The following is a 17,568-nucleotide window of genomic DNA, read 5'->3' as shown; positions in this document are numbered from 1 at the left end:
GGTCAGATCTCGTACACCGCGCCGGCCCGGGCCAGCTCGACCGGGCCGGCAAAGGTGGCGGCCGCGTCACGGCGGTTGTGCTCGGCGTCGGTCCACGGCGGGATGTGGGTAAGGACCAGCCGACGGGCCCCGGCGGCGGCGGCGTGCTCGCCGGCCTCCCGGCCGTTGAGGTGGACGGCCCGGTAGGTGTCGCGGCCGTCGAGGTACGCGGCCTCGCAGAGGAACAGGTCGGCGTCGCGGGCGAGTTCCACCAGTTCGGGGCTCTCGCCGGTGTCGCCGGAGTAGACCAGCGAGCGGCCGCCGTGCTCCAGTCGGAAGGCGAAGGCGTCCACGGGGTGGTTGACCTGGGCGACGGAGACCCGGAAGGGGCCGAGTTCGAAGCTGCCCGGGGTGAGCGTGCGGAACTCGAACACCTCCTTCATTCCGGGGTTCTCCGGCATGTCGTACGCGCGGGCGAGCCGCTCGGCGGTGCCGGCCGGGCCGTACACCGGCAGCAGCTCCGGGCAGCCCTCGGCGCGGTAGTTGCGGGCGACCCAGTAGGCGCACAGGTCGACGCAGTGGTCCGCGTGCAGGTGGCTGAGCAGGACGGCGTCGACCTCGTAGAGGCTGGTGTACTTCTGCAGCGCGCCGAGGGCGCCGTTGCCGAGGTCCAGCACCACCCGGTAGCCGTCGGCCTCGACCAGGTAGCTGGAGCACGGCGATTCGGCGGACGGGAAGCTCCCCGAGCACCCCACCACGGTCAGTTTCATCCGAGCCCCTCCGCCCCGACACGTCCTGGCTGCTGCTGGGCTGCTTTTCATGTTGTTGAAGCGGCATGGAAAACAGCGTGGAAAACGGCAGGCCGGGCCGGTGGACCGGCCGGTAGCACTGCGTTGGTGTGTCGAGGGTAAGGGCGGAGCGGCACTTTGCCCCCGTCCCCGTGCCGGGCTGTGGCTGGAATCACCCAGACCGCCGGGGCGGGGGCGGCGCGGTCGGTTCAGCGGTGCCGGGGGCGGTTGCGGGCCCAGGAGCGGATGGTCTTGGGGTGCCAGCGGGGGTATCCGCTGCCGTCGATCACGTCCGGGTCCGGCAGCAGCCCGTGCCGCCGGTAGTTGCGGACGGTGTCGGTCCGGACGTTGATGTGCCGGGCGATCTCGGCGTACGACCAGAGTTCGGAACTCCTCACGAAGGCACCTCCGGGGGACGGGGGCGGACGTTCGTGAGGCAGCCTTGCCGGGCGGCACCGGGGCGTAGCCGACAGAACGGGTGTCGTGGCCGTTCCGTGACGAAACGGGAGCAACACCCGGACAAATGCCCAACTGTCACGGCCGCCACGGTGGTGGCGTTCACCACCGGCCCGGTACGGTTCGCCGCATGACTGGTATCTGGGTGGTCCTGGCCGTGGCGGGCGCCGCCGTCCTGGCGGCCGTCGCGGCGGCTCTGGCGAGGCGCACCCGGCCGGCCGCGCGTCCGACCGGCCCGACCGGCCCGCGGCCGCGCCCGGGCACCAAGGCCGGGCCGGAGCCGCAGGAGATCTGGTGGGCGGAGGTGCCGTTCGAGGACGGGCCCGGCTCCAAGGACCGCCCCTGCCTGGTGCTGCGGGTGCACGGCCGGGCCGCCACCGTCGCGAAGATCACCAGCAAGCACCACGCCGAACGCCCGGGTGTGCTGCCGTTGCCGCCCGGTTCGGTGGGCGACCGGCAGGGCCGGACCAGCTGGCTGGAGACCGACGAGCTGCGCGAGGTGCCGCTGTCGGCCTTCCGCCGCCGGGCCGGCACGGTGGACCGGCAGGTCTGGGCCCGGGCCCAGCAGGCCCTGCAGCGGAGCTAGGGCCGGACGGGCCCTGAGGCCTCAGGCCCAGAGCTGGCCCTGCAGCGCCTCGACCGCCGCCTCGGTGGACTCGGCGGTGTAGATGCCGGTGGACAGGTACTTCCAGCCGCCGTCGGCGACCACGAAGACGACGTCCGCGCGCTCCCCGGCGGCCGCCGCCCTGCGGCCGACGCCGAGCGCGGCGTGCAGGATGGCGCCGGTCGAGACGCCCGCGAAGATGCCTTCCTGCTGGAGGAGTTCTCGGGTGCGGCGGACGGCGTCCGCGGATCCGACCGAGAAGCGGGTGGTGAGCACCTCGGCGTCGTACAGCTCGGGCACGAAGCCCTCGTCGAGGTTGCGCAGCCCGTACACCAGGTCGTCGTAGCGCGGTTCCGCGGCGACGATCTTCACGCCGGGGACCTTCTCGCGCAGGTAGCGGCCGACGCCCATCAGGGTGCCGGTGGTGCCGAGGCCGGCCACGAAGTGGGTGACGGTCGGCAGGTCGGCGAGGATCTCGGGGCCGGTGGTGGTGTAGTGGGCGCCCGCGTTGTCGGGGTTGCCGTACTGGTAGAGCATCACCCAGTCGGGGTGCTCGGCGGAAATCTCCTTGGCGATCCGGACCGCGGTGTTGGAGCCGCCGGCGGCCGGGGAGGAGATGATCTCGGCGCCCCACATCCGGAGCAGTTCGCGCCGTTCCTCGCTGGTGTTCTCGGGCATCACGCAGACCATCCGGTAGCCCTTGAGCTTGGCGGCCATGGCGAGCGAGATGCCGGTGTTGCCGCTGGTGGGCTCCAGGACGGTGCAGCCGGGGGTGAGCCGGCCGTCGGCCTCGGCGCGCTCGATCATGTGCAGCGCGGGGCGGTCCTTGATCGAGCCCGTGGGGTTGCGGTCCTCCAGCTTGGCCCAGAGGTTCACCAGGCCCGCGTCGTTGCCGGGGACGGCGGCGGACAGCCGCGGCAGGCGGACCAGCGGGGTGTTGCCGACGGCTTCGAGCGGACTGTCGTATCGCAAGGGAGGCCTCCGGCCACGGCGGTGAGGGTGAAGAGGGGCGGCTTCCCCGCCACCGGGCGGGGGAGCCGGGGGTCCTAGCGGGCGCCGCCGGCCACGGCGGGCAGGATGGTGACGCTGTCACCGTCGGTGAGGGCGGTGGAGATGCCCTCCAGGAACCGGACGTCCTCGTCGTTCAGGTAGACGTTGACGAAGCGGCGCAGCTCGCCGCCCTCGACCAGGCGGGCGGCGATGCCCGGGTGGCGGGTGTCGAGGTCGGTGAAGAGTTCCCCGAGGTTGCTGCCGTTGCCCTCGACGGCCTTGGCGCCGTCGGTGTAGGTGCGGAGGATGGTCGGGATGCGGACCTCGATGGCCATGGGTGCGCTCCTGTGCGAGTCGTGGAGGTGGGTGGGCCGCAGCGGGCGCGGCAGGGCGGAGGGTGCCCGGGGCTCGACACCGCCGGGGAGGCGGCGGGGCCCGGGCGGGGCGGGGCGGCTCTCAGCGCGAGCGCGCGGGCGTGCCGGGACAGATCGCGCCGGCGTGCCGGCACAGGTCGACGTGCAGGCGCGCCACGAGGCGGGTGCCCGGGGCCTGGTTGCTCACATCGACGGAACGCATGGGCTCATCGTATAGATTCCCGGGCCCGCTCCGACATGCCTGTCTCGTGATCCGGATGTTGTCGTTTCCGATGCTGAGACGACGTGGGCCCGCCGACCGCTCGCGGCGGGTCGGCGGGCCGGGTCCAGGTGGGTGCCGGTCAGGCCGGGTAGGCCTCGACGACCTGGACGTCTTCCTCCGTGATCTCGCCGTCCACGATGCGGAACGAGCGGAACTGGTAGGGGTCGTCCTCGCCGTTGCCGTCGGCGGTGGAGACCAGGACGTAGTGGGCGAACGGCTCGGAGGCGTAGCTCACGTCGGTGCGGGAGGGGTAGGCCTCGGTGGCGGTGTGCGAGTGGTAGACGATCACCGGCTCCTCGTCCAGGTCGTCCATCTCGCGGTAGAGCTTGAACAGGTCGCCCGAGTCGAACTCGTAGAAGGTGGGCGAGCGGGCCGCGTTGAGCATCGGGATGAACCGCTCGGGGCGGCCGCTGCCGGCCGGTCCGGCGACCACGCCGCAGGCCTCGTCCGGGTGGTCGGCGCGGGCGTGGGCCACGATCCGGTCGCGGATTTCTCGGGTGATGGTCAGCATGTGGTCAGGATAGACACGCCCCACCGGTTGTCCGGCGGGGCGTCCGAGTCCCGGTCAGCGGGCGTCCGCGTTCCCGCTGCCGACGTGCAGGTGGTCGTGGGCGAGGCCGTGGACGGCCTGCGGGTTGCGGCGCTTGAGCACCTGGTAGCCGACCACCAGCAGCAGGGCCCAGCCCGGGAAGACGTACAGCGAGATCCGGTTGTCCTTGTCCAGGGCGATCAGCACCACGACCATCGCCAGGAAGGCGAGGGCGGCCCAGTTGACCCAGGCGCCGCCGGGGGCCTTGAAGGTGGGCGGCGGCAGGTGGCCGGCCCTCCAGGCCTTGCGGTAGCGGATCTGGGATATCAGGATCATCGCCCAGGTCCACAGCCCACAGACCGTGGCGACCGAGGTGATGTACTCGAACGCCCGCGCCGGGACGAGGTAGTTGAGCACCACGCCGGCGCCCATCAGCAAGCAGGACAGGGTGATCGCGACGGCCGGGGTGCGGCGGCTGTTGAGCTTGGTGAGCCGTCCGGGGGCCTGGCCGCGCAGGGCGAGGTCGCGCAGCATGCGCCCGGTGGAGTACATGCCGGAGTTGCAGGAGGAGAGCGCCGCGGTGAGCACCACGAAGTTGATGATGCCGGCCGCGGCCGGTATGCCGATCTTGCCGAAGGCGGCGACGAACGGGCTGACGCCGGGCTGGAACTCGGTCCACGGGACGAGCGAGAGGATGACCACCAGGGCGCCGATGTAGAACAGCGCGATGCGCCAGGGCAGGGTGTTGATGGCGCGCGGGAGGGTCTTCTCGGGGTTCTGGCTCTCGCCCGCGGTGACGCCGACGAGTTCGACGCCCAGGTACGCGAACATGACGATCTGCAGGGTCATCACGGTGGCGCCGATGCCCTTGGGGAAGAAGCCGCCGTTCTGCCACAGGTGGCTGATCGACGCGGTGTCACCGGCCTTGCTGAACCCGAGGGTCAGCACGCCGATGCCGATGAGGATCATGCCGATGATGGCGGTGACCTTGACCATGGAGAACCAGAACTCGATCTCGCCGAACAGCTTCACCGAGATCAGGTTGGCCGCGTAGAGGATCACCAGGAAGGTCAGCGCGCTGGCCCACTGGGGTATGCCGGGCGCCCAGAACTTGACGTACACGGCGGCGGCGGTGGTCTCCGCCATGCCGGTGACGACCCAGAACAGCCAGTACGTCCAGCCGGTGACGTAGCCGGCGAAGGGGCCGAGGAACTCGCGGGCGTACTCGGCGAAGCTGCCGGAGACCGGGCGGTAGGTGAGCAGTTCGCCGAGGGCACGCATGATCACGAAGATCACCAGGCCGGCCACCGCGTAGGACAGGATGAGGCTCGGCCCGGACTTGGAGATGGCGGTGCCGGCGCCGAGGAAGAGGCCGGTGCCGATCGCGCCGCCGATGGCGATCATCTGGATCTGGCGGCTACCCAGCCCCCGCTCGTAACCCTCCTCGTCCGGTTTCGCGTCGACCACCTGGTCGTAGATCTGCTCGGCCATGGCACCGTCCTGGGGGGTCTCGTTTGTGGGCTGAAGTCGTACCACGCACGGTCCGGATAGCGGTGTTCATCTGAGCGATATTTGAGCATGTCCTGCTATGTTTTGCCCGATTTATGGCAAAATGCCCCGGCCAATCGTCCACATGCTGGACGGAACGGCCGGGGCTTGCCCGAAAGCGGGCAGGATCACCCGGGAGAGTGGGGTGGAAACCGTCCCGCACTCAGTCCGTGATGGCCTCCAGCAGCGACTCCTGGAGCGCCCCCAGCCACAGGTAGGCCATCACCAGCGGCTTGCGCTCGTCACCGTCCGGCAGCTCGTAGAGGCCCTGCTCGTCCTCCTCGGAGACCTCCAGCCGCACCCCGAGGGTCAGCCGCAGGTCGTTCAGCGCGCCCAGCCAGTGCAGGCAGTCGCCGGCCGCCAGCTTGAGCACCCCGGCGCCGCCGAGGCCGTCCAGCGCCCGGACCACCTGCAGCGCGTCGTCCCGCTTGCGGGCCCGCAGGTCGAGCTCGGTGAAGCGGCGGAACTCGGCGGCGGCGGCGCGGGCCTCCTCGTCCGCCGGCGCGGCCGGGTCCCCGTAGGCGTCCGGGAAGAGCCGGGCCAGCGCCGGGTCGGCGGGCGCCTCGGACGGGCCCTCGGCGAACAGCGCCGCCAGCGGGTCCTCGCCGTCCCCGCCCGGCCCGGGGCCGATCAGCTCCAGCATCTGCACTTCCAGCGACCGCAGGATGGAGGCCTCCACCTCGTCCAGCGCGATCGCCGCGCCACCACCGCCGGCGCTCTCGAACAACCCAGCCATCTGTATCGGTCAGCCCGTCTTGTCGTCTTCGGCCGCGCCGCCGGACCGGCGGGCGGTCAGTCACTGTGCGCCGGGTGGGCGGTCAGTCGTGCTGCAGCGTCGCCCACAGGCCGTAGCCGTGCATCGCCTGGACGTCCCGCTCCATCTCCTCGCGGGAACCGCTGGAGACCACCGCCCGGCCCTTATGGTGCACGTCCATCATCAGCTTCCGGGCCTTGTCCTTCGGGTACCCGAAGTAGGCCTGGAACACGTACTGGACATAGCTCATGAGATTGACCGGGTCGTTGTGCACGATGGTCACCCAGGGCGTGTCCGGCTCGGTCACCGGTTGTCCTTCGACCTCCGGGCGCTCGATCTCCACGGGCGCGACACTCACCGCCGGGCCTCCTCGTCGTTGCACACTCGTCCGTGACTCCTCATGGCCCATGCTGCCATCCGGGGGACACCCGGGCGATTCCGGCCCGGCCCCCGGGGACGAGAAATCGTCACTCTGACGCTAAGTGGTAGTAGCATCATCTCCATGGACGCCACTTCAGTGCGCGCGGCCGGGTCGACCGCGCTCCTCACCGACCGCTACGAGCTCACCATGCTGCAGGCCGCCCTGCGCAGCGGGGCCGCGCACCGCCGCTCCGTCTTCGAGGTGTTCACCCGACGCCTGCCCAGCGGCCGCCGCTACGGCGTCATGGCCGGCACCGGCCGGGTGCTGGACGCCGTCGAGAACTTCCGCTTCGGCACGGCCCAGCTGGACTGGCTCTCCGACCAGGGCGTGGTCGACGACGACACCCTGCGGTTCCTCGCCGACTACCGCTTCCGCGGCGACGTCCACGGCTACCCCGAGGGCGAGGTCTACTTCCCCGGATCGCCGGTGCTCACCGTCGAGGGCAGCTTCGCCGAGACGGTGATCCTGGAGACGGTGATCCTGTCCATCCTCAACTTCGACTCCGCGGTCGCCGCCGCCGCCTCCCGGATGACCGCCGCGGCCGGCGGCCGTCCGGTGATCGAACTGGGCGCCCGCCGGGCCCACGAGCAGGCCGCCGTCGCCGCCGCCCGGGCCTCCTACGTGGCCGGTTTCGCCGCCACCTCCGACCTGGAGGCCGGCTTCCTGCACGGCATCCCGACCACCGGCACCTCCGCGCACGCCTTCACCCTGGTGCACGACAGCGAGCGGGACGCCTTCCGGGCGCAGATCGAGTCGATGGGCCGGGGCACCACCCTGCTGATCGACACCTTCGACCTGCGCGAGGCCGTCCGCACCGCCGTCGAGGTGGCCGGGCCGGAGCTGGGTGCGGTCCGGATCGACTCCGGCGACCTCATCCTGGCGGCCCACCGGGTCCGCCGCCAGCTGGACGAACTCGGCGCCGAGAAGACCCGGATCATCGTCACCTCGGACCTCGACGAGTACGCGATCGCCGCCCTCGCCGCCGCCCCGGTGGACGGCTACGGCGTCGGCACCAGCCTGGTCACCGGCAGCGGCCACCCGACCTGCGCGATGGTCTACAAGCTGGTCGCCCGCGCCGAGACCCCGGACGGCCCGCTGGTGCCGGTCGCCAAGCGCGCGGCCGGCGGCAAGACCAGCATCGGCGGGCGCAAGTGGGCCGCCCGACGCCCCGACGCCGAGGGCGTCGCCGAGGCCGAGGTGATCGGCACCGGGCCGGTCCCGGACGAGCTGCGGCCGCACCTGGTGCAGGTGCCGCTGGTGCTGGCCGGCGAGACCGTCGGCCGCGAGCCGCTGACCGCCGCCCGCGAACGGCACATCCGGGCCCGCGCGGCGCTGCCGCTGTCGGCCACCCAGCTCTCCAAGGGCGACCCGGTCATCCCCACCGAGCTGGTCGACTGATCCACCAGTCCGCACCGGGGCGTCCGCGCGGCCCGGCGGCGGGCCGCGGGGCCCGTCTCCGGACTTCCCGGCGCCACCCCGCGGACGGGCGCCCGAAGACGGGCCCCAAGCCTTCCGCCGCCGGGCGCCACTCCCTAGAGTCAGCCGTAGAGTTCCCTGGAGTTCCTCCCGCGCCGTCCGGCGCTCGCGAGGACCCCCGCCACCGGGGCGCACCGCCCCCACATCCGAGGATGCGAGCCATGCACCGGGCACTGATCGTCGTCGACGTGCAGAACGACTTCTGCGAGGGCGGCAGCCTGGCCGTCGCCGGCGGCGCCGAGGTGGCCGCCGCCATCACCGACCTGATCGCCGAGTCCTCCCCCGGCTACCAGCACATCCTCGCCACCCGCGACCACCACATCGACCCGGGCGAGCACTTCTCCGCCGAGCCGGACTACGTCTCCAGCTGGCCGGTGCACTGCGTGGCCGGCACCGAGGGCGTGGGCTTCCACCCCAACTTCGCGCCCGCGGTGATCTCCGGTGCGGTCGAGGCGGTCTTCGACAAGGGCGCCTACTCGGCGGCCTACAGCGGCTTCGAGGGGCTGGACGAGAACCGCCGCGGCCCGGTGGAGTGGCTGCGCGAGCGGCAGGTCGACGAGATCGACGTGGTCGGCATCGCCACCGACCACTGCGTCCGGGCCACCGCTCTGGACGCCGTGCGGGCCGGCTTCACCACCCGGGTGCTACTCGACCTCACCGCCGGGGTGTCGCGGGAGACCACCGCCGCCGCGCTGGAGGAACTGCGGGCGGCCGGGGTCGAGCTGGTCGGTGAGCCGGTGGTCCGCCCGTCCTGAGCCGTCCACGGGGACGGGCTGCGATCAGACCACCAGCAGCTCCACCACGTCCGTCCCGCCGGCCCGGTAGGCCTCGCGCAGCTCACCGCCGACCGCCTCCGGGTCGGCGGCCAGCCGGGCGCCGGAGACGTACACCACGCGGATGCCGAGGTACTCCATCCGGTGCTGGCCGCCGCGCACCCAGGCGGCCTCGCCCTCGCTGACGCAGCGCAGGTCCGAGTCCACCTCCACCGCGACGCCGCGCTCCGGCCAGTAGAGGTCCGGGATGCCGATGTACGTGCCGCCGCGCATCCGCAGCTCCGGAGCGGCCAGCGGGGCCGGCAGCAGCCACTCGTCCACCAGCCGGTCCACCTGCTCCAGGACGAAGTCCCTTTCGGCGGCGAGGAGTTCGTCCAACGCCGCGCGCACCCGGGGCTCCCCGGTCAGCCCCGACTCGACCAGTTCGGCGGCCAACTCCCGGACCGCGCAACGGTTCTCCGGGCGAGCGACGGCCTCGCGCAGCACCTCGCGCACCGGCACCGCCGCGTCCCCCTCCGCCGTCCACTCGCACAGCGCGTCCGCGACCGCCCGGGCGACCGGCGCGCAGGCCAGGCCGTGCACCGAGCGCGCCACCAACTCCCGCTCCGTGCGCAGGATCCGCACGTCACCCGCGTCCTTGAGCCGGCGCTGACGGGGCACCAGGACGTCCACCCCGGTCACCGCGGGCAGCCGGGGCACGGAGGCGAAGCCGTACAGTGCCAGCGCGGCCGCACCGGTGATCACCGCACCCTCGCGACGGCCCTCCTCCCGGCCGTTCTGCGCCGCGTACAGCAGCGCCGCCCACATCCGCTGCTCCGGGGTGGGCTCGCCGGACTGGAGCAGGTAGACCCTCGGCAGCAACCGCTGCCAGGGACCGCCCCGGCGGCAGTGCTCGGTGACGACCCGGGCCGGCACGCCCCGGGCGCGCAGCTGGCTCGCGGTGACGACGTTCTGCTGACGCTTCGCCAGCTCCTCCAGGGAAGGCGGCGGCGTGGGGATCCGGTAGCTCATGCCGACACCATCCCCAACCACCGGGACCCGCGTGACACAGCCTGACGCACTGTTACCCAACCGTCGCGAAACCGGGATCAGTCTGCACTAAAGTCCCCATACCCTCACTCATTTGGAGTAAATGACGTTCATATGGCTATCCGATTTGATCGAAAATGATCGCCGACCTGGTCGCCTGACCCAGAGTGATCAAGGGCATACGGCGAGGGACCCTCCGGGCGTCAACCGCACCTCCGGGATTGCCTAGGCTTACGTCATGTCACGTGACGAGACCGCCGGCCTCCGCGCGGCCCAGCTCCGCCTCGGCCGTCTGCCCGGATACGTCCGCCGCCCGGACCCGGCGCGCCGTAGCGGCGAGAAGGGCCATACGTACAAGAAGGGCTGGGAGGTCCGCTTCACCGCCCGGAGCGAGGCCGAGATAGCAGAGATCCGCGACCTGGTGGTCGCCGCCGGGTTCGCCCCGGCCAGACCCTTCTTCAAGGGACAGCAGCTCATCCAGCCGGTCTACGGCATGGCCGCCGTGCAGGCCTACCTGGCAGCTAGACAGGCGGCCGAGGAACACGCCGAGCGGGTCGCGCTCGGCCGCCGACGGCGCGCGACGGGGGCGCACCCGGGCGCGATGCACGCCGGAGGGGCGCACCCGGGCGTCGGGCACGCACCCGGGGCCCATGCAGTGGGTGGGCACACCGCCGGGGCGCCCGGTACCCACCGGTGCGAGCGCGAGGAGGCCGCCACGGGTGCCGCTGCCGCGGTGGTCGCCGCGACAGCGGCAGCGGCAGTGTCGGCGGCCCAGTTGGCCCGGTGCCGGACCGTCGAGTCCTTCCCCGCCCAGGTCGAACGCGGCCACGCCGCCGACGACCTGCTCTCCCCCACGGAGGCCCTCCCGAACTCCTGACCGGGCGGCACCGCGCCGCCCGACCCGCGCCCCGGTCGCCACGAGCCGCCGGGGCGCGCTCGACGCACTCACCACCCCCGCCGCGGTGCAACCCCCGCAGTGAGTGTGGTTGCGCAGGCGGTTGTGCGCACGCGACTTCGCGCCCTGGGCGTGGACGCCCGGTCCGACAGGCCCTACGGTGGCCCTCAACTGCCGTGCGACCACTGCCGTCCTACACCCTCTGACCAGCCGCTACACGCTCGCGCCCACGCCCCCGCACCTCTGCGCGGCACTCGCCGACCGGCCCCCGACCAGCCCCCGACCGGCAGTACCGCCGCCGCACCGCACCGATCGCCGACGGAACCGGCCGAGCGTCGGCGGGTTCCGGGCATTCCATCGGATTGGTCACCCAGCGCACTGAGGGCCTACCGTAGAGTGAGCACAGATGATCGACCGTCAGAAGTCCATCTCCCCGCCCGAGAAGACGAGATGACCAACCGTCACACGAGCGCCGCCGAGCCTCCCCCGGGGCCCGGCGAACCGGAGGACATCCCCTTGGAGTTCGCGGCCTTCTGCGAACTCCACCGCCCCCGGTACCTCAGCTACGCCCGGGTGTGGCTGACCGAGCACGCCGCGGCGGCCACCGCCGTCCAGCAGGCGTTCGCCGAAATCGCCGTACAGTGGCGTGAGTTGCTCACCAGTCACAACCCGACCGCGCTCGCCTGGCAGATCCTGCGCGGCACCGTCGCCGAACACACCCGGCAGGAGACCGCCGCCCCGGACCGCCACCCCGCCGACGACGACCTCGCGATCCTGCACTACGTCGTCGGCCTCGCCGCCCCCGAGATCGCCGACGTCATCGGCACCGACACCGCCAGCGTCGCCGGGCGGCTCCGGCGCACCATGCTGCACGAGGCCTCCGGCTGGTGACCTGCCCCGGTCGCCCCGGTCGCCCCGGCCACTCCTGTCACCCCGGCCGCTCCGGCCACCCCGGTCGCTCCGGCCGCGTCAGACCCGCTCGCCCGTCACGTCGAACAGGTGGTGCACCGGGTCGTGGATCAGGTAGCGGGCGAAGGACTCGACCGTGAACCGCGCCCCGTCACCGCGGTTCCCGGTCCGCCGCCACTGCTCGCCCGACACCGCCTCGAACGCCGCCGCCAGCGCCTCCCCGGCCTCCGCCAGCTCCCCTGCCACCACCTGCGGCAGCTGCTCCCAGTAGCGTTCGGCGGCCGCCGTCTCGTCCTGGTCCCAGTTCGGGAACAGCGGGCCGTCCTGGTCGAGCATCAGGTTCAGCCGGACCAGGAACAGCCGGAAGACGTCCCGGACGTGGCAGGCGTACTCCAGGTCCGACCAGATCTCCGGGCTCGGCCGCCGGCGCAGCCCGTCCTCGTCGCCCGCCAGCACCGCCAGCCAGCTCCGCGCGTTGTCCCGGAGCATCCCGGCGACGTCCGTGACGGCCACCGCCGGGGTGTCCAACCCGCAGTCGGGGCAGGAACGTTCCAGCACCCAGGTCCAGTCCTTGGTGTCCGGGACGATCGCGTCGATGGGGCTCGCGTGGTTCTCAGAAGTGCTCATGGGCCCAGCATCGCCGCCCCGCGACCCCGCCCACCAGCGGCAGGAATGCCAGCGACCGCCGAAATGCTGCCAGCGGTGCTCCGGCCGGACCGGTCGGCCGACTGCCGGATCGCTCGGTGCTCGATGCTCGGCGCTCAGCGCTCAGCGCGCTCGTACTCCAGCCGGGCCGCCAGCAGGCTCCCCAGGTTCTCGCGGCTCCAGTCGCACATCGCGTCCATCGGCCCGAGCAGCGTCCGGCCCAGCGGCGTCAGCGCGTACTCCACCCGCGGCGGGTTCTCGGCGTACTCCGTGCGCACCACCGCGCCGTCCTGCTCCATCGAACGCAGCGACTCCGCCAGCACCTTCGCCGTGATGCCCGCCAACGGCACCCGCAACTCGGAGAACCGGCGCGGACCGCCCTCCAGACAACGGATGATCCGCCAGGCCCACTTGCGACTGCCCAGCACCGGCACGGACTGCACCGGGCAGTCGGCCGGGAAGAAGTCCGCCGGCAGCGGCGCCGGTCCGGTGTGCGTCATCCCCCGACCGTACCCGGGCGAGCGGACCCGCTGAAGCCGGTTCCGCTCGATCCGGTTCCGCTCGGTCCGGTTCCGTTGAAGTAACCGGCACCCCCCGGTCTACCGTCACGGCGACGGCGGGCGGCGCGCCCGCCACCGACACCCTGGAGACCCCCATGACCGGCACCACGCCCCGGCAGCAGCACCGCGCGGACGTCATCGTCTACGGCGCGGGCGGACAGGTCGGCCGCGCCGTCGTCGCCGAGGCCCGCCGACGCGGCTTCACCGTCACCGCGGCCGTCCGCGACCCCGAACTCCACGCCGACCTCGGCGCCGACGGCGTCACCCTGGTGCGTTGCGACGTCACCGACCCCGCCGCCGTCGCTGCCACCGCCCCCGGGCACCCCGCCGCCCTCGCCTCCGTCTACACCCCTGACACCCCCTCCGCCGAGTTCTACCGCGCCGCCACCACGGCACTCATCAGCGGCCTCGGCCGGGCCGGCGTCCCCCGCCTGCTGAGCGTCGGCGTCGCCACCACCCTGCAGACCGCCCCCGGCGTCGCCGTCCACGACGACCCCGCGTTCCCCGAGGCCTACCGCACCTTCTCGCTCGGCCACTCGGCCGCCCTCGACCTGCTCCACGACTCCCCCGCCACCCTCGACTGGGTCGTTGTCACCCCGCCCATGGACCTCGACCGCACCGCTCCCGGCACCGGCCGCTACCGGGTCGGCGGCCCCCACGTCCTCGGCCCCCGGATCGCCCAGGCCGACCTCGCCGTCGCCCTCGTCGACGAACTCACCACCCCGATCCACCACCGGGAGCAGATCGCCGTCGCCGAATAAATCCCTGCACGAACCGGCCCCGGCGGGCATCCTGGGCACCATGGCCACGGACCTCGCAGCCCTCGCGGTGAAGCCCACCCTGCACGGCCCCACCGTCCGCCTCGTCCCCCTGGACGCCCGGCACACCGACCCCATGTGGGAGCTCTGCACCGACCGGGAGACCAACCGCCTCACCGGCACCCGCACCGCCTTCACCCGCGACCGCATCGCCCAGTGGTGCGCCACCCGCCGCGACCAGCCCGACCGCCTCGACCTCGCCGTCGAGGACCCGACCAGCGGCCGCTTCCTCGGCGACACCGCCCTCACCGACGTCGACCCGGACAACGGCTCCGCGAGCTTCCGGATCGCCCTCACCCCCGACAGCACCGGCCGCGGCATCGGCACCGAAACCACCCTGCTGGTCCTCCGCCACGCCTTCGCGACCGTCGGCCTCCACCGCGTCCACCTCGAAGTCTTCGAGTACAACGCACGCGCCGCCCGCGCCTACACCAAGGCCGGGTTCGTCCTCGAAGGCCGCGCCCGCCAGGCCCACCACTGGGACGACCGCTACTGGGACGTCCTCCACATGGCCGCCCTACGGGACGACTGGCTCAGCACTCACTGACCGGGCCCCCCGTAGGGCGGCTGCGGCGGGTACGGCGGCACGGCAGCGGCCCGCTTACGGCGGCGCGCCATCACCACGGCAGCCGCGGATGCGCCGACCACCACGGCACCGGCGGCCACGGCGGCGATCACCAGGCCGGTGCCGCCGCTGCCGCTGCCGCCGGAGGCGGCTTCGGGGGCCACGGAGGGCTGGTCAGTCGTGTCGTCGTCATCGCTGGGCGGTGTGCCCTTGGACTCGGGCCGTTTCACCAGCGGGTTGTCCTTCGGCCCGTTGTCCACGGCGGGGTTCGGATCCAACGCCTTCGCGGGTGAGACGGTCCCATAGCCGTAGTGATTGTTCGGCACCACTGTCCCGTTGGCAGGAGGGGTGGCCGACTTGATCATCCGATTGATGACCTGACCGGCGGACAGGTTCGGGTATTTGGACCGAATCAGTGCGGCAGTGGCCGAGACGTACGCGGTGGCGTCAGAGGTGCCGCTCACGCGGTCGTAGCTTGTCGAGGACTTCGCCGTAGCTCGGTAGATCCCCACACCAGGCGCGACAAGGGTTGTTTCGGGACCAGACGTGGACTTCTCCCACACAGCCCCGTTGGAGTCAACCGCTCCTACCGCCACCACCCCCGGGAAGGCGGCCGGGTATTCGACATCCTTGTCCGCCCCAGTGTTGCCCGTGCCGGAGACCAGCACGACATCCTTCGACACTGCGTAACTGACGGCTTTCCGCAGATTCGAGTTGAAGCGCGAATCACCCGCGAGGGAGATATTGATGACGCCCGCACCATGGTCTGCTGCGAAGCGGATCGCATCCGCCAGATCATGCTGTTGAGAGTCGGGCTTCGGCCGGGCGCTGGGGCCATCGCCGTCCGTCCGCACCTTCACCGGCAAGATCTTCGCCTTCGGGGCCAGCCCCATGATTCCGGCCTGTGTGCCATGCCCGTGCCCGGCGATCAGGCTGGCCATTCCCGTGCCGTGACCGTCGCCGTCGACACGGCCGTCCGTGTTCCCGCCGGAGAAATCCGTCCCGGGAAGGACCTGGCCGACCAGATCTTGGTGATCTTGGTTTACCCCGGTGTCGATCACTGCAACGACCGCTCCGTCGCCCTGACTCATGGGCCAGATCTTCGCCTCAGCCTCGAAGGTCCTCAAAGCCCACTGCTGGTCCCTGATCTGATCAGCAGATGCGGGCGGCACCGCGACGCCCGCCATAAGAGCCGCTGCGGCGAAAGCCGCTCCACCGCGCGCCACCCAGCGGCTCGCCAATTCGGTCACCCCACTCAACGAGGCATCCCGCAGATCACCGACCTGCGGGATGCGATCAGATCACCCGTCCGTTTGCGGACCGGCCTCATTCCACCACGTTCGGATTGGTCGGTTTGTCCGACGCCCAGGTCTCCTCGTCCTCGACGAGATAGTCCGGCCGCGTCCCGCCCTTCTCGCGGTCCTTCTTGCGGCGCTGCGCTTCGCTCATCGGGATACCGGGAGAGACGGCGCCCGCACTACGGGCCGCAGGCTCAACGCCCACTCGATTCCGGGCCCCCAACCCGGATCCGCCTTCCGTAAACGCCTGCTTCCCACGCGCTCCGGCCCCGGGCGGTGTCACCTCACGAAAAGCTCCACCAGGCCGGGCCATAGACCCACCAACCGGAGGGATCCCACTACCGCCGCCAGCGCTGACGGCGCGGCCTCCACGTGGCCCCGCACCCTCCACCGGCGTCGTATTACCGGTGAACTCCTTGCCCCCGAACCCGGGCTTGCTCTGACCGAAACCCGGACCGACCGGGGCACCCTGCACGGTCGGCCCCGTAGGACCGGCGGTCGTCTGCCCACCGCCACTGGCGAGAGGCCCGCTCGTGGGCCCCGCAGGCGACGTCGCGTTAAGGCCGGACGTCTGGGTTCCGGTAGTAGCGGGACTCGGCACGCTTCCGTTGGGACGCGACACCGGGGTACCTGAGATGCCTGCATCGGAGCGGCTCGTCGTGGTCGACGTCTTTGCGGGCACCTGGGCCGCGCCTCCCTTGATCCCAGCCTCGGTGGGGGCAGCCGCGCTCCGTGCCGACGAGTTGGACACCACAGGCGACGCGACAGACTTGGACCGTCGAGGCGACGTGGCGGCCGCCGACCGCTCCGACGATCCCCCGGATCGGAAGGAAGTCCCCGAGACGACCGCCATAGCCATCGCAGCCGCTCCACTTGGATCGTTCTGCACCCCCGGATCGGGCTCGTCAACCCTCACTCGGGACTTGGAGTCCGGCAGCGGCGGAGCCTTCAGAGCTGGCGTCGCGATGCGGTAGTGCATCGCGAGGGTCTGCATGACGGCGGCCGCTTCCGCCTTCTTCCGGTCGGTGATCTGGATGTGGTCGTCCTCGGTACTGAAGACGTCGCTGACGGTGTCCTTGAACTTGTCCCAGTTGCCGGGTTCCTCGGGCATGTCGCGCTTGGCCGTGGCCATCGCCTCGGACATGTTGTGGAGGGTGTTGGCCGCGTCGTTGGCGTAGGCAGCGGCCTCGTTGATGTTGGCAGCGAGGGTGAGCATCGAGGTATGGAAGGAGTCGCTGGTCGTCCCCTCCCAGCTGGTGGCCGCCTCGGTGCTGACCTTGGTAAGGGTCTTGCGGATCTCCTTGAGGGTGCTCGCCGCCTTGCGCCAGGGGTCGCCGGCGGCCATCACCGCGCCGGGGTCGAGGGCCTGGGCCATCTTGCGGAGATCGGCATGGCTGTACTTGGTGAAGTCGGTGTAGACCACGGGGGTTCACCTCCGGTCGGGTGGCGGGTCAGATGGTGGCGTTGCCGCGCTGGGACGGGACCTGGTTCGCCTCGTACGCGGCCTCGCTGGCAGCCGACGGCTGGGCCACGGACCAACCGTCGTCGGCGAGCTTGAGCTTGGTGGCCACGTGCTGGTCGTGTTCCTCGTAGTTGGTCGCGGTCAGCTCGGCGTTGCGCTGGGCGTCGTTGATGGCGCCCTGGAGCTGGTTGAGCACGTCCCGCAGCGCGTCCCGCATGGTGCTGTAGCGGCTGTGGATCTCGGTGGCCTCGGCGAAGGTGCCGAAGGCGTTCTTGCCGATGCCGCTGCGCCCGTGGGTGGCGTTTCCGTCCGCGTCCTTCTCGAATTCCTTGAGCAGCAGCCGTACTTGGCCGGCGAAGGTGCGCAGTTGCTCGATCTCGACCCGGTAGCCCTGGTTGGCTCCGCCGGTCGAGCCGGTCCCTGTTCCCATTGC

22 protein-coding genes are annotated in these 17,568 nt (G+C 71.8%); 7 read left to right on the top strand and 15 right to left on the bottom strand.

Going from position 1 to position 17,568, the window contains the following annotated elements:
• Positions 1 to 2: 2 nt before the first annotated feature.
• Both ACFV1W_RS13115 and ACFV1W_RS13110 read right to left on the bottom strand, forming a co-directional pair.
• Complete coding sequence (locus ACFV1W_RS13115; RefSeq protein ID WP_380415864.1) at positions 3 to 749, bottom strand: MBL fold metallo-hydrolase; 747 nt, start codon at positions 747 to 749, stop codon at positions 3 to 5.
• Between the two features lie 227 nt (positions 750 to 976).
• Entirely contained in the window at positions 977 to 1,165 is a 189-nt protein-coding gene (locus ACFV1W_RS13110; protein ID WP_380415862.1) for a MarR family transcriptional regulator, read from the bottom strand.
• 188 nt (positions 1,166 to 1,353) lie between these two features.
• Between ACFV1W_RS13110 and ACFV1W_RS13105 the strand changes: the two genes are divergently transcribed.
• Positions 1,354 to 1,809, top strand: coding sequence for a type II toxin-antitoxin system PemK/MazF family toxin (locus tag ACFV1W_RS13105; protein ID WP_380415860.1), 456 nt, complete (start codon positions 1,354 to 1,356; stop codon positions 1,807 to 1,809).
• 21 nt (positions 1,810 to 1,830) lie between these two features.
• On the opposite strand, the gene ACFV1W_RS13100 is transcribed toward ACFV1W_RS13105, so the two are convergent.
• From ACFV1W_RS13100 to clpS, 7 genes are all read right to left on the bottom strand, one after another.
• Entirely contained in the window at positions 1,831 to 2,799 is a 969-nt protein-coding gene (locus tag ACFV1W_RS13100; RefSeq protein ID WP_380415859.1) for a PLP-dependent cysteine synthase family protein, read from the bottom strand.
• A 74-nt stretch (positions 2,800 to 2,873) separates the two neighbouring features.
• A complete protein-coding gene (locus ACFV1W_RS13095) occupies positions 2,874 to 3,152 on the bottom strand; it encodes a MoaD/ThiS family protein (RefSeq protein WP_380415857.1) in 279 nt (92 codons plus the stop codon).
• A 121-nt stretch (positions 3,153 to 3,273) separates the two neighbouring features.
• Entirely contained in the window at positions 3,274 to 3,393 is a 120-nt protein-coding gene (locus tag ACFV1W_RS13090; RefSeq protein ID WP_380415855.1) for a putative leader peptide, read from the bottom strand.
• A 139-nt stretch (positions 3,394 to 3,532) separates the two neighbouring features.
• A complete protein-coding gene (locus ACFV1W_RS13085) occupies positions 3,533 to 3,964 on the bottom strand; it encodes a Mov34/MPN/PAD-1 family protein (RefSeq protein ID WP_380415853.1) in 432 nt (143 codons plus the stop codon).
• Positions 3,965 to 4,018: 54 nt separating this feature from the next.
• The gene (locus ACFV1W_RS13080) at positions 4,019 to 5,473 is read right to left on the bottom strand and encodes an amino acid permease (protein ID WP_380415851.1); all 1,455 of its coding nucleotides are present in this window, start codon (positions 5,471 to 5,473) and stop codon (positions 4,019 to 4,021) included.
• Positions 5,474 to 5,693: 220 nt separating this feature from the next.
• A complete protein-coding gene (locus ACFV1W_RS13075) occupies positions 5,694 to 6,266 on the bottom strand; it encodes a DUF2017 domain-containing protein (RefSeq protein ID WP_380415850.1) in 573 nt (190 codons plus the stop codon).
• Between the two features lie 82 nt (positions 6,267 to 6,348).
• The gene (gene clpS / locus ACFV1W_RS13070; RefSeq protein ID WP_380415848.1) at positions 6,349 to 6,642 is read right to left on the bottom strand and encodes an ATP-dependent Clp protease adapter ClpS; all 294 of its coding nucleotides are present in this window, start codon (positions 6,640 to 6,642) and stop codon (positions 6,349 to 6,351) included.
• Positions 6,643 to 6,786: 144 nt separating this feature from the next.
• Here clpS and ACFV1W_RS13065 point away from each other — a divergent pair, with 144 nt between their 5' ends.
• Both ACFV1W_RS13065 and ACFV1W_RS13060 read left to right on the top strand, forming a co-directional pair.
• A complete protein-coding gene (locus ACFV1W_RS13065; RefSeq protein ID WP_380415846.1) occupies positions 6,787 to 8,103 on the top strand; it encodes a nicotinate phosphoribosyltransferase in 1,317 nt (438 codons plus the stop codon).
• A 239-nt stretch (positions 8,104 to 8,342) separates the two neighbouring features.
• Positions 8,343 to 8,936 carry an isochorismatase family protein gene (locus ACFV1W_RS13060; RefSeq protein ID WP_380415844.1) on the top strand — a complete coding sequence of 198 codons (594 nt, stop codon included), beginning with the start codon at positions 8,343 to 8,345 and terminating at the stop codon, positions 8,934 to 8,936.
• Between the two features lie 24 nt (positions 8,937 to 8,960).
• Here ACFV1W_RS13060 and ACFV1W_RS13055 read toward each other — a convergent pair whose 3' ends face one another.
• Positions 8,961 to 9,965, bottom strand: a complete 1,005-nt coding sequence (locus tag ACFV1W_RS13055) for a hypothetical protein (protein ID WP_380415843.1) — start codon at positions 9,963 to 9,965, stop codon at positions 8,961 to 8,963.
• Positions 9,966 to 10,221: 256 nt separating this feature from the next.
• Here ACFV1W_RS13055 and ACFV1W_RS13050 point away from each other — a divergent pair, with 256 nt between their 5' ends.
• Positions 10,222 to 10,860 carry a hypothetical protein gene (locus ACFV1W_RS13050; RefSeq protein WP_380415841.1) on the top strand — a complete coding sequence of 213 codons (639 nt, stop codon included), beginning with the start codon at positions 10,222 to 10,224 and terminating at the stop codon, positions 10,858 to 10,860.
• A 468-nt stretch (positions 10,861 to 11,328) separates the two neighbouring features.
• On the top strand, positions 11,329 to 11,769 hold the full coding sequence (locus ACFV1W_RS13045) for a hypothetical protein (RefSeq protein ID WP_380415840.1): 441 nt from the start codon (positions 11,329 to 11,331) through the stop codon (positions 11,767 to 11,769).
• A gap of 78 nt (positions 11,770 to 11,847) precedes the next feature.
• Here the strand turns inward: ACFV1W_RS13045 and ACFV1W_RS13040 are convergent, their stop codons facing one another.
• Both ACFV1W_RS13040 and ACFV1W_RS13035 read right to left on the bottom strand, forming a co-directional pair.
• The gene (locus tag ACFV1W_RS13040; protein WP_380415838.1) at positions 11,848 to 12,414 is read right to left on the bottom strand and encodes a DinB family protein; all 567 of its coding nucleotides are present in this window, start codon (positions 12,412 to 12,414) and stop codon (positions 11,848 to 11,850) included.
• A gap of 134 nt (positions 12,415 to 12,548) precedes the next feature.
• Positions 12,549 to 12,932 (bottom strand): winged helix-turn-helix transcriptional regulator, encoded by a 384-nt coding sequence (locus tag ACFV1W_RS13035; RefSeq protein ID WP_380415836.1) that lies wholly within the window; start codon positions 12,930 to 12,932, stop codon positions 12,549 to 12,551.
• A gap of 155 nt (positions 12,933 to 13,087) precedes the next feature.
• Here ACFV1W_RS13035 and ACFV1W_RS13030 point away from each other — a divergent pair, with 155 nt between their 5' ends.
• Complete coding sequence (locus tag ACFV1W_RS13030; protein WP_380415834.1) at positions 13,088 to 13,753, top strand: NAD(P)-dependent oxidoreductase; 666 nt, start codon at positions 13,088 to 13,090, stop codon at positions 13,751 to 13,753.
• Positions 13,754 to 13,793: 40 nt separating this feature from the next.
• Positions 13,794 to 14,357: a GNAT family N-acetyltransferase gene (locus tag ACFV1W_RS13025; RefSeq protein WP_380415832.1), complete on the top strand. Its 564-nt coding sequence runs from the start codon at positions 13,794 to 13,796 to the stop codon at positions 14,355 to 14,357.
• Here ACFV1W_RS13025 and mycP read toward each other — a convergent pair.
• The 3 genes from mycP to ACFV1W_RS13010 all read right to left on the bottom strand — a co-directional run bounded on the left by mycP (position 14,351) and on the right by ACFV1W_RS13010 (position 17,565).
• Positions 14,351 to 15,625, bottom strand: a complete 1,275-nt coding sequence (mycP, locus tag ACFV1W_RS13020; RefSeq protein WP_380415907.1) for a type VII secretion-associated serine protease mycosin — start codon at positions 15,623 to 15,625, stop codon at positions 14,351 to 14,353. The genes ACFV1W_RS13025 and mycP overlap by 7 nt on opposite strands.
• Before the next feature lie 76 nt (positions 15,626 to 15,701).
• A complete protein-coding gene (locus ACFV1W_RS13015) occupies positions 15,702 to 17,096 on the bottom strand; it encodes a hypothetical protein (protein WP_380415831.1) in 1,395 nt (464 codons plus the stop codon).
• Positions 17,097 to 17,124: 28 nt separating this feature from the next.
• Positions 17,125 to 17,565 carry a hypothetical protein gene (locus ACFV1W_RS13010; protein WP_380415829.1) on the bottom strand — a complete coding sequence of 147 codons (441 nt, stop codon included), beginning with the start codon at positions 17,563 to 17,565 and terminating at the stop codon, positions 17,125 to 17,127.
• Positions 17,566 to 17,568 lie beyond the last annotated feature (3 nt).

The organism is Kitasatospora sp. NPDC059648 (genome assembly GCF_042734825.1).
Taxonomy (GTDB): domain Bacteria; phylum Actinomycetota; class Actinomycetes; order Streptomycetales; family Streptomycetaceae; genus Kitasatospora.
Note: the sequence above shows the minus strand (reverse complement) of the source record. Positions and strands in the feature narration are given on the sequence as shown.

Coding starts and splice junctions, on each gene's coding strand:
- ACFV1W_RS13030 (WP_380415834.1), top strand. CDS start 13,088: ATGACCGGCACCACGCCCCGGCAGCAGCACCGCGCGGACGTCATCGTC.
- ACFV1W_RS13045 (WP_380415840.1), top strand. CDS start 11,329: ATGACCAACCGTCACACGAGCGCCGCCGAGCCTCCCCCGGGGCCCGGC.
- ACFV1W_RS13055 (WP_380415843.1), bottom strand. CDS start 9,965: ATGAGCTACCGGATCCCCACGCCGCCGCCTTCCCTGGAGGAGCTGGCG.
- ACFV1W_RS13090 (WP_380415855.1), bottom strand. CDS start 3,393: ATGCGTTCCGTCGATGTGAGCAACCAGGCCCCGGGCACCCGCCTCGTG.
- ACFV1W_RS13115 (WP_380415864.1), bottom strand. CDS start 749: ATGAAACTGACCGTGGTGGGGTGCTCGGGGAGCTTCCCGTCCGCCGAA.
- ACFV1W_RS13080 (WP_380415851.1), bottom strand. CDS start 5,473: ATGGCCGAGCAGATCTACGACCAGGTGGTCGACGCGAAACCGGACGAG.
- ACFV1W_RS13010 (WP_380415829.1), bottom strand. CDS start 17,565: ATGGGAACAGGGACCGGCTCGACCGGCGGAGCCAACCAGGGCTACCGG.
- ACFV1W_RS13050 (WP_380415841.1), top strand. CDS start 10,222: ATGTCACGTGACGAGACCGCCGGCCTCCGCGCGGCCCAGCTCCGCCTC.
- ACFV1W_RS13075 (WP_380415850.1), bottom strand. CDS start 6,266: ATGGCTGGGTTGTTCGAGAGCGCCGGCGGTGGTGGCGCGGCGATCGCG.
- ACFV1W_RS13065 (WP_380415846.1), top strand. CDS start 6,787: ATGGACGCCACTTCAGTGCGCGCGGCCGGGTCGACCGCGCTCCTCACC.
- ACFV1W_RS13085 (WP_380415853.1), bottom strand. CDS start 3,964: ATGCTGACCATCACCCGAGAAATCCGCGACCGGATCGTGGCCCACGCC.
- ACFV1W_RS13035 (WP_380415836.1), bottom strand. CDS start 12,932: ATGACGCACACCGGACCGGCGCCGCTGCCGGCGGACTTCTTCCCGGCC.
- ACFV1W_RS13095 (WP_380415857.1), bottom strand. CDS start 3,152: ATGGCCATCGAGGTCCGCATCCCGACCATCCTCCGCACCTACACCGAC.
- ACFV1W_RS13060 (WP_380415844.1), top strand. CDS start 8,343: ATGCACCGGGCACTGATCGTCGTCGACGTGCAGAACGACTTCTGCGAG.
- ACFV1W_RS13040 (WP_380415838.1), bottom strand. CDS start 12,414: ATGAGCACTTCTGAGAACCACGCGAGCCCCATCGACGCGATCGTCCCG.
- ACFV1W_RS13105 (WP_380415860.1), top strand. CDS start 1,354: ATGACTGGTATCTGGGTGGTCCTGGCCGTGGCGGGCGCCGCCGTCCTG.
- ACFV1W_RS13025 (WP_380415832.1), top strand. CDS start 13,794: ATGGCCACGGACCTCGCAGCCCTCGCGGTGAAGCCCACCCTGCACGGC.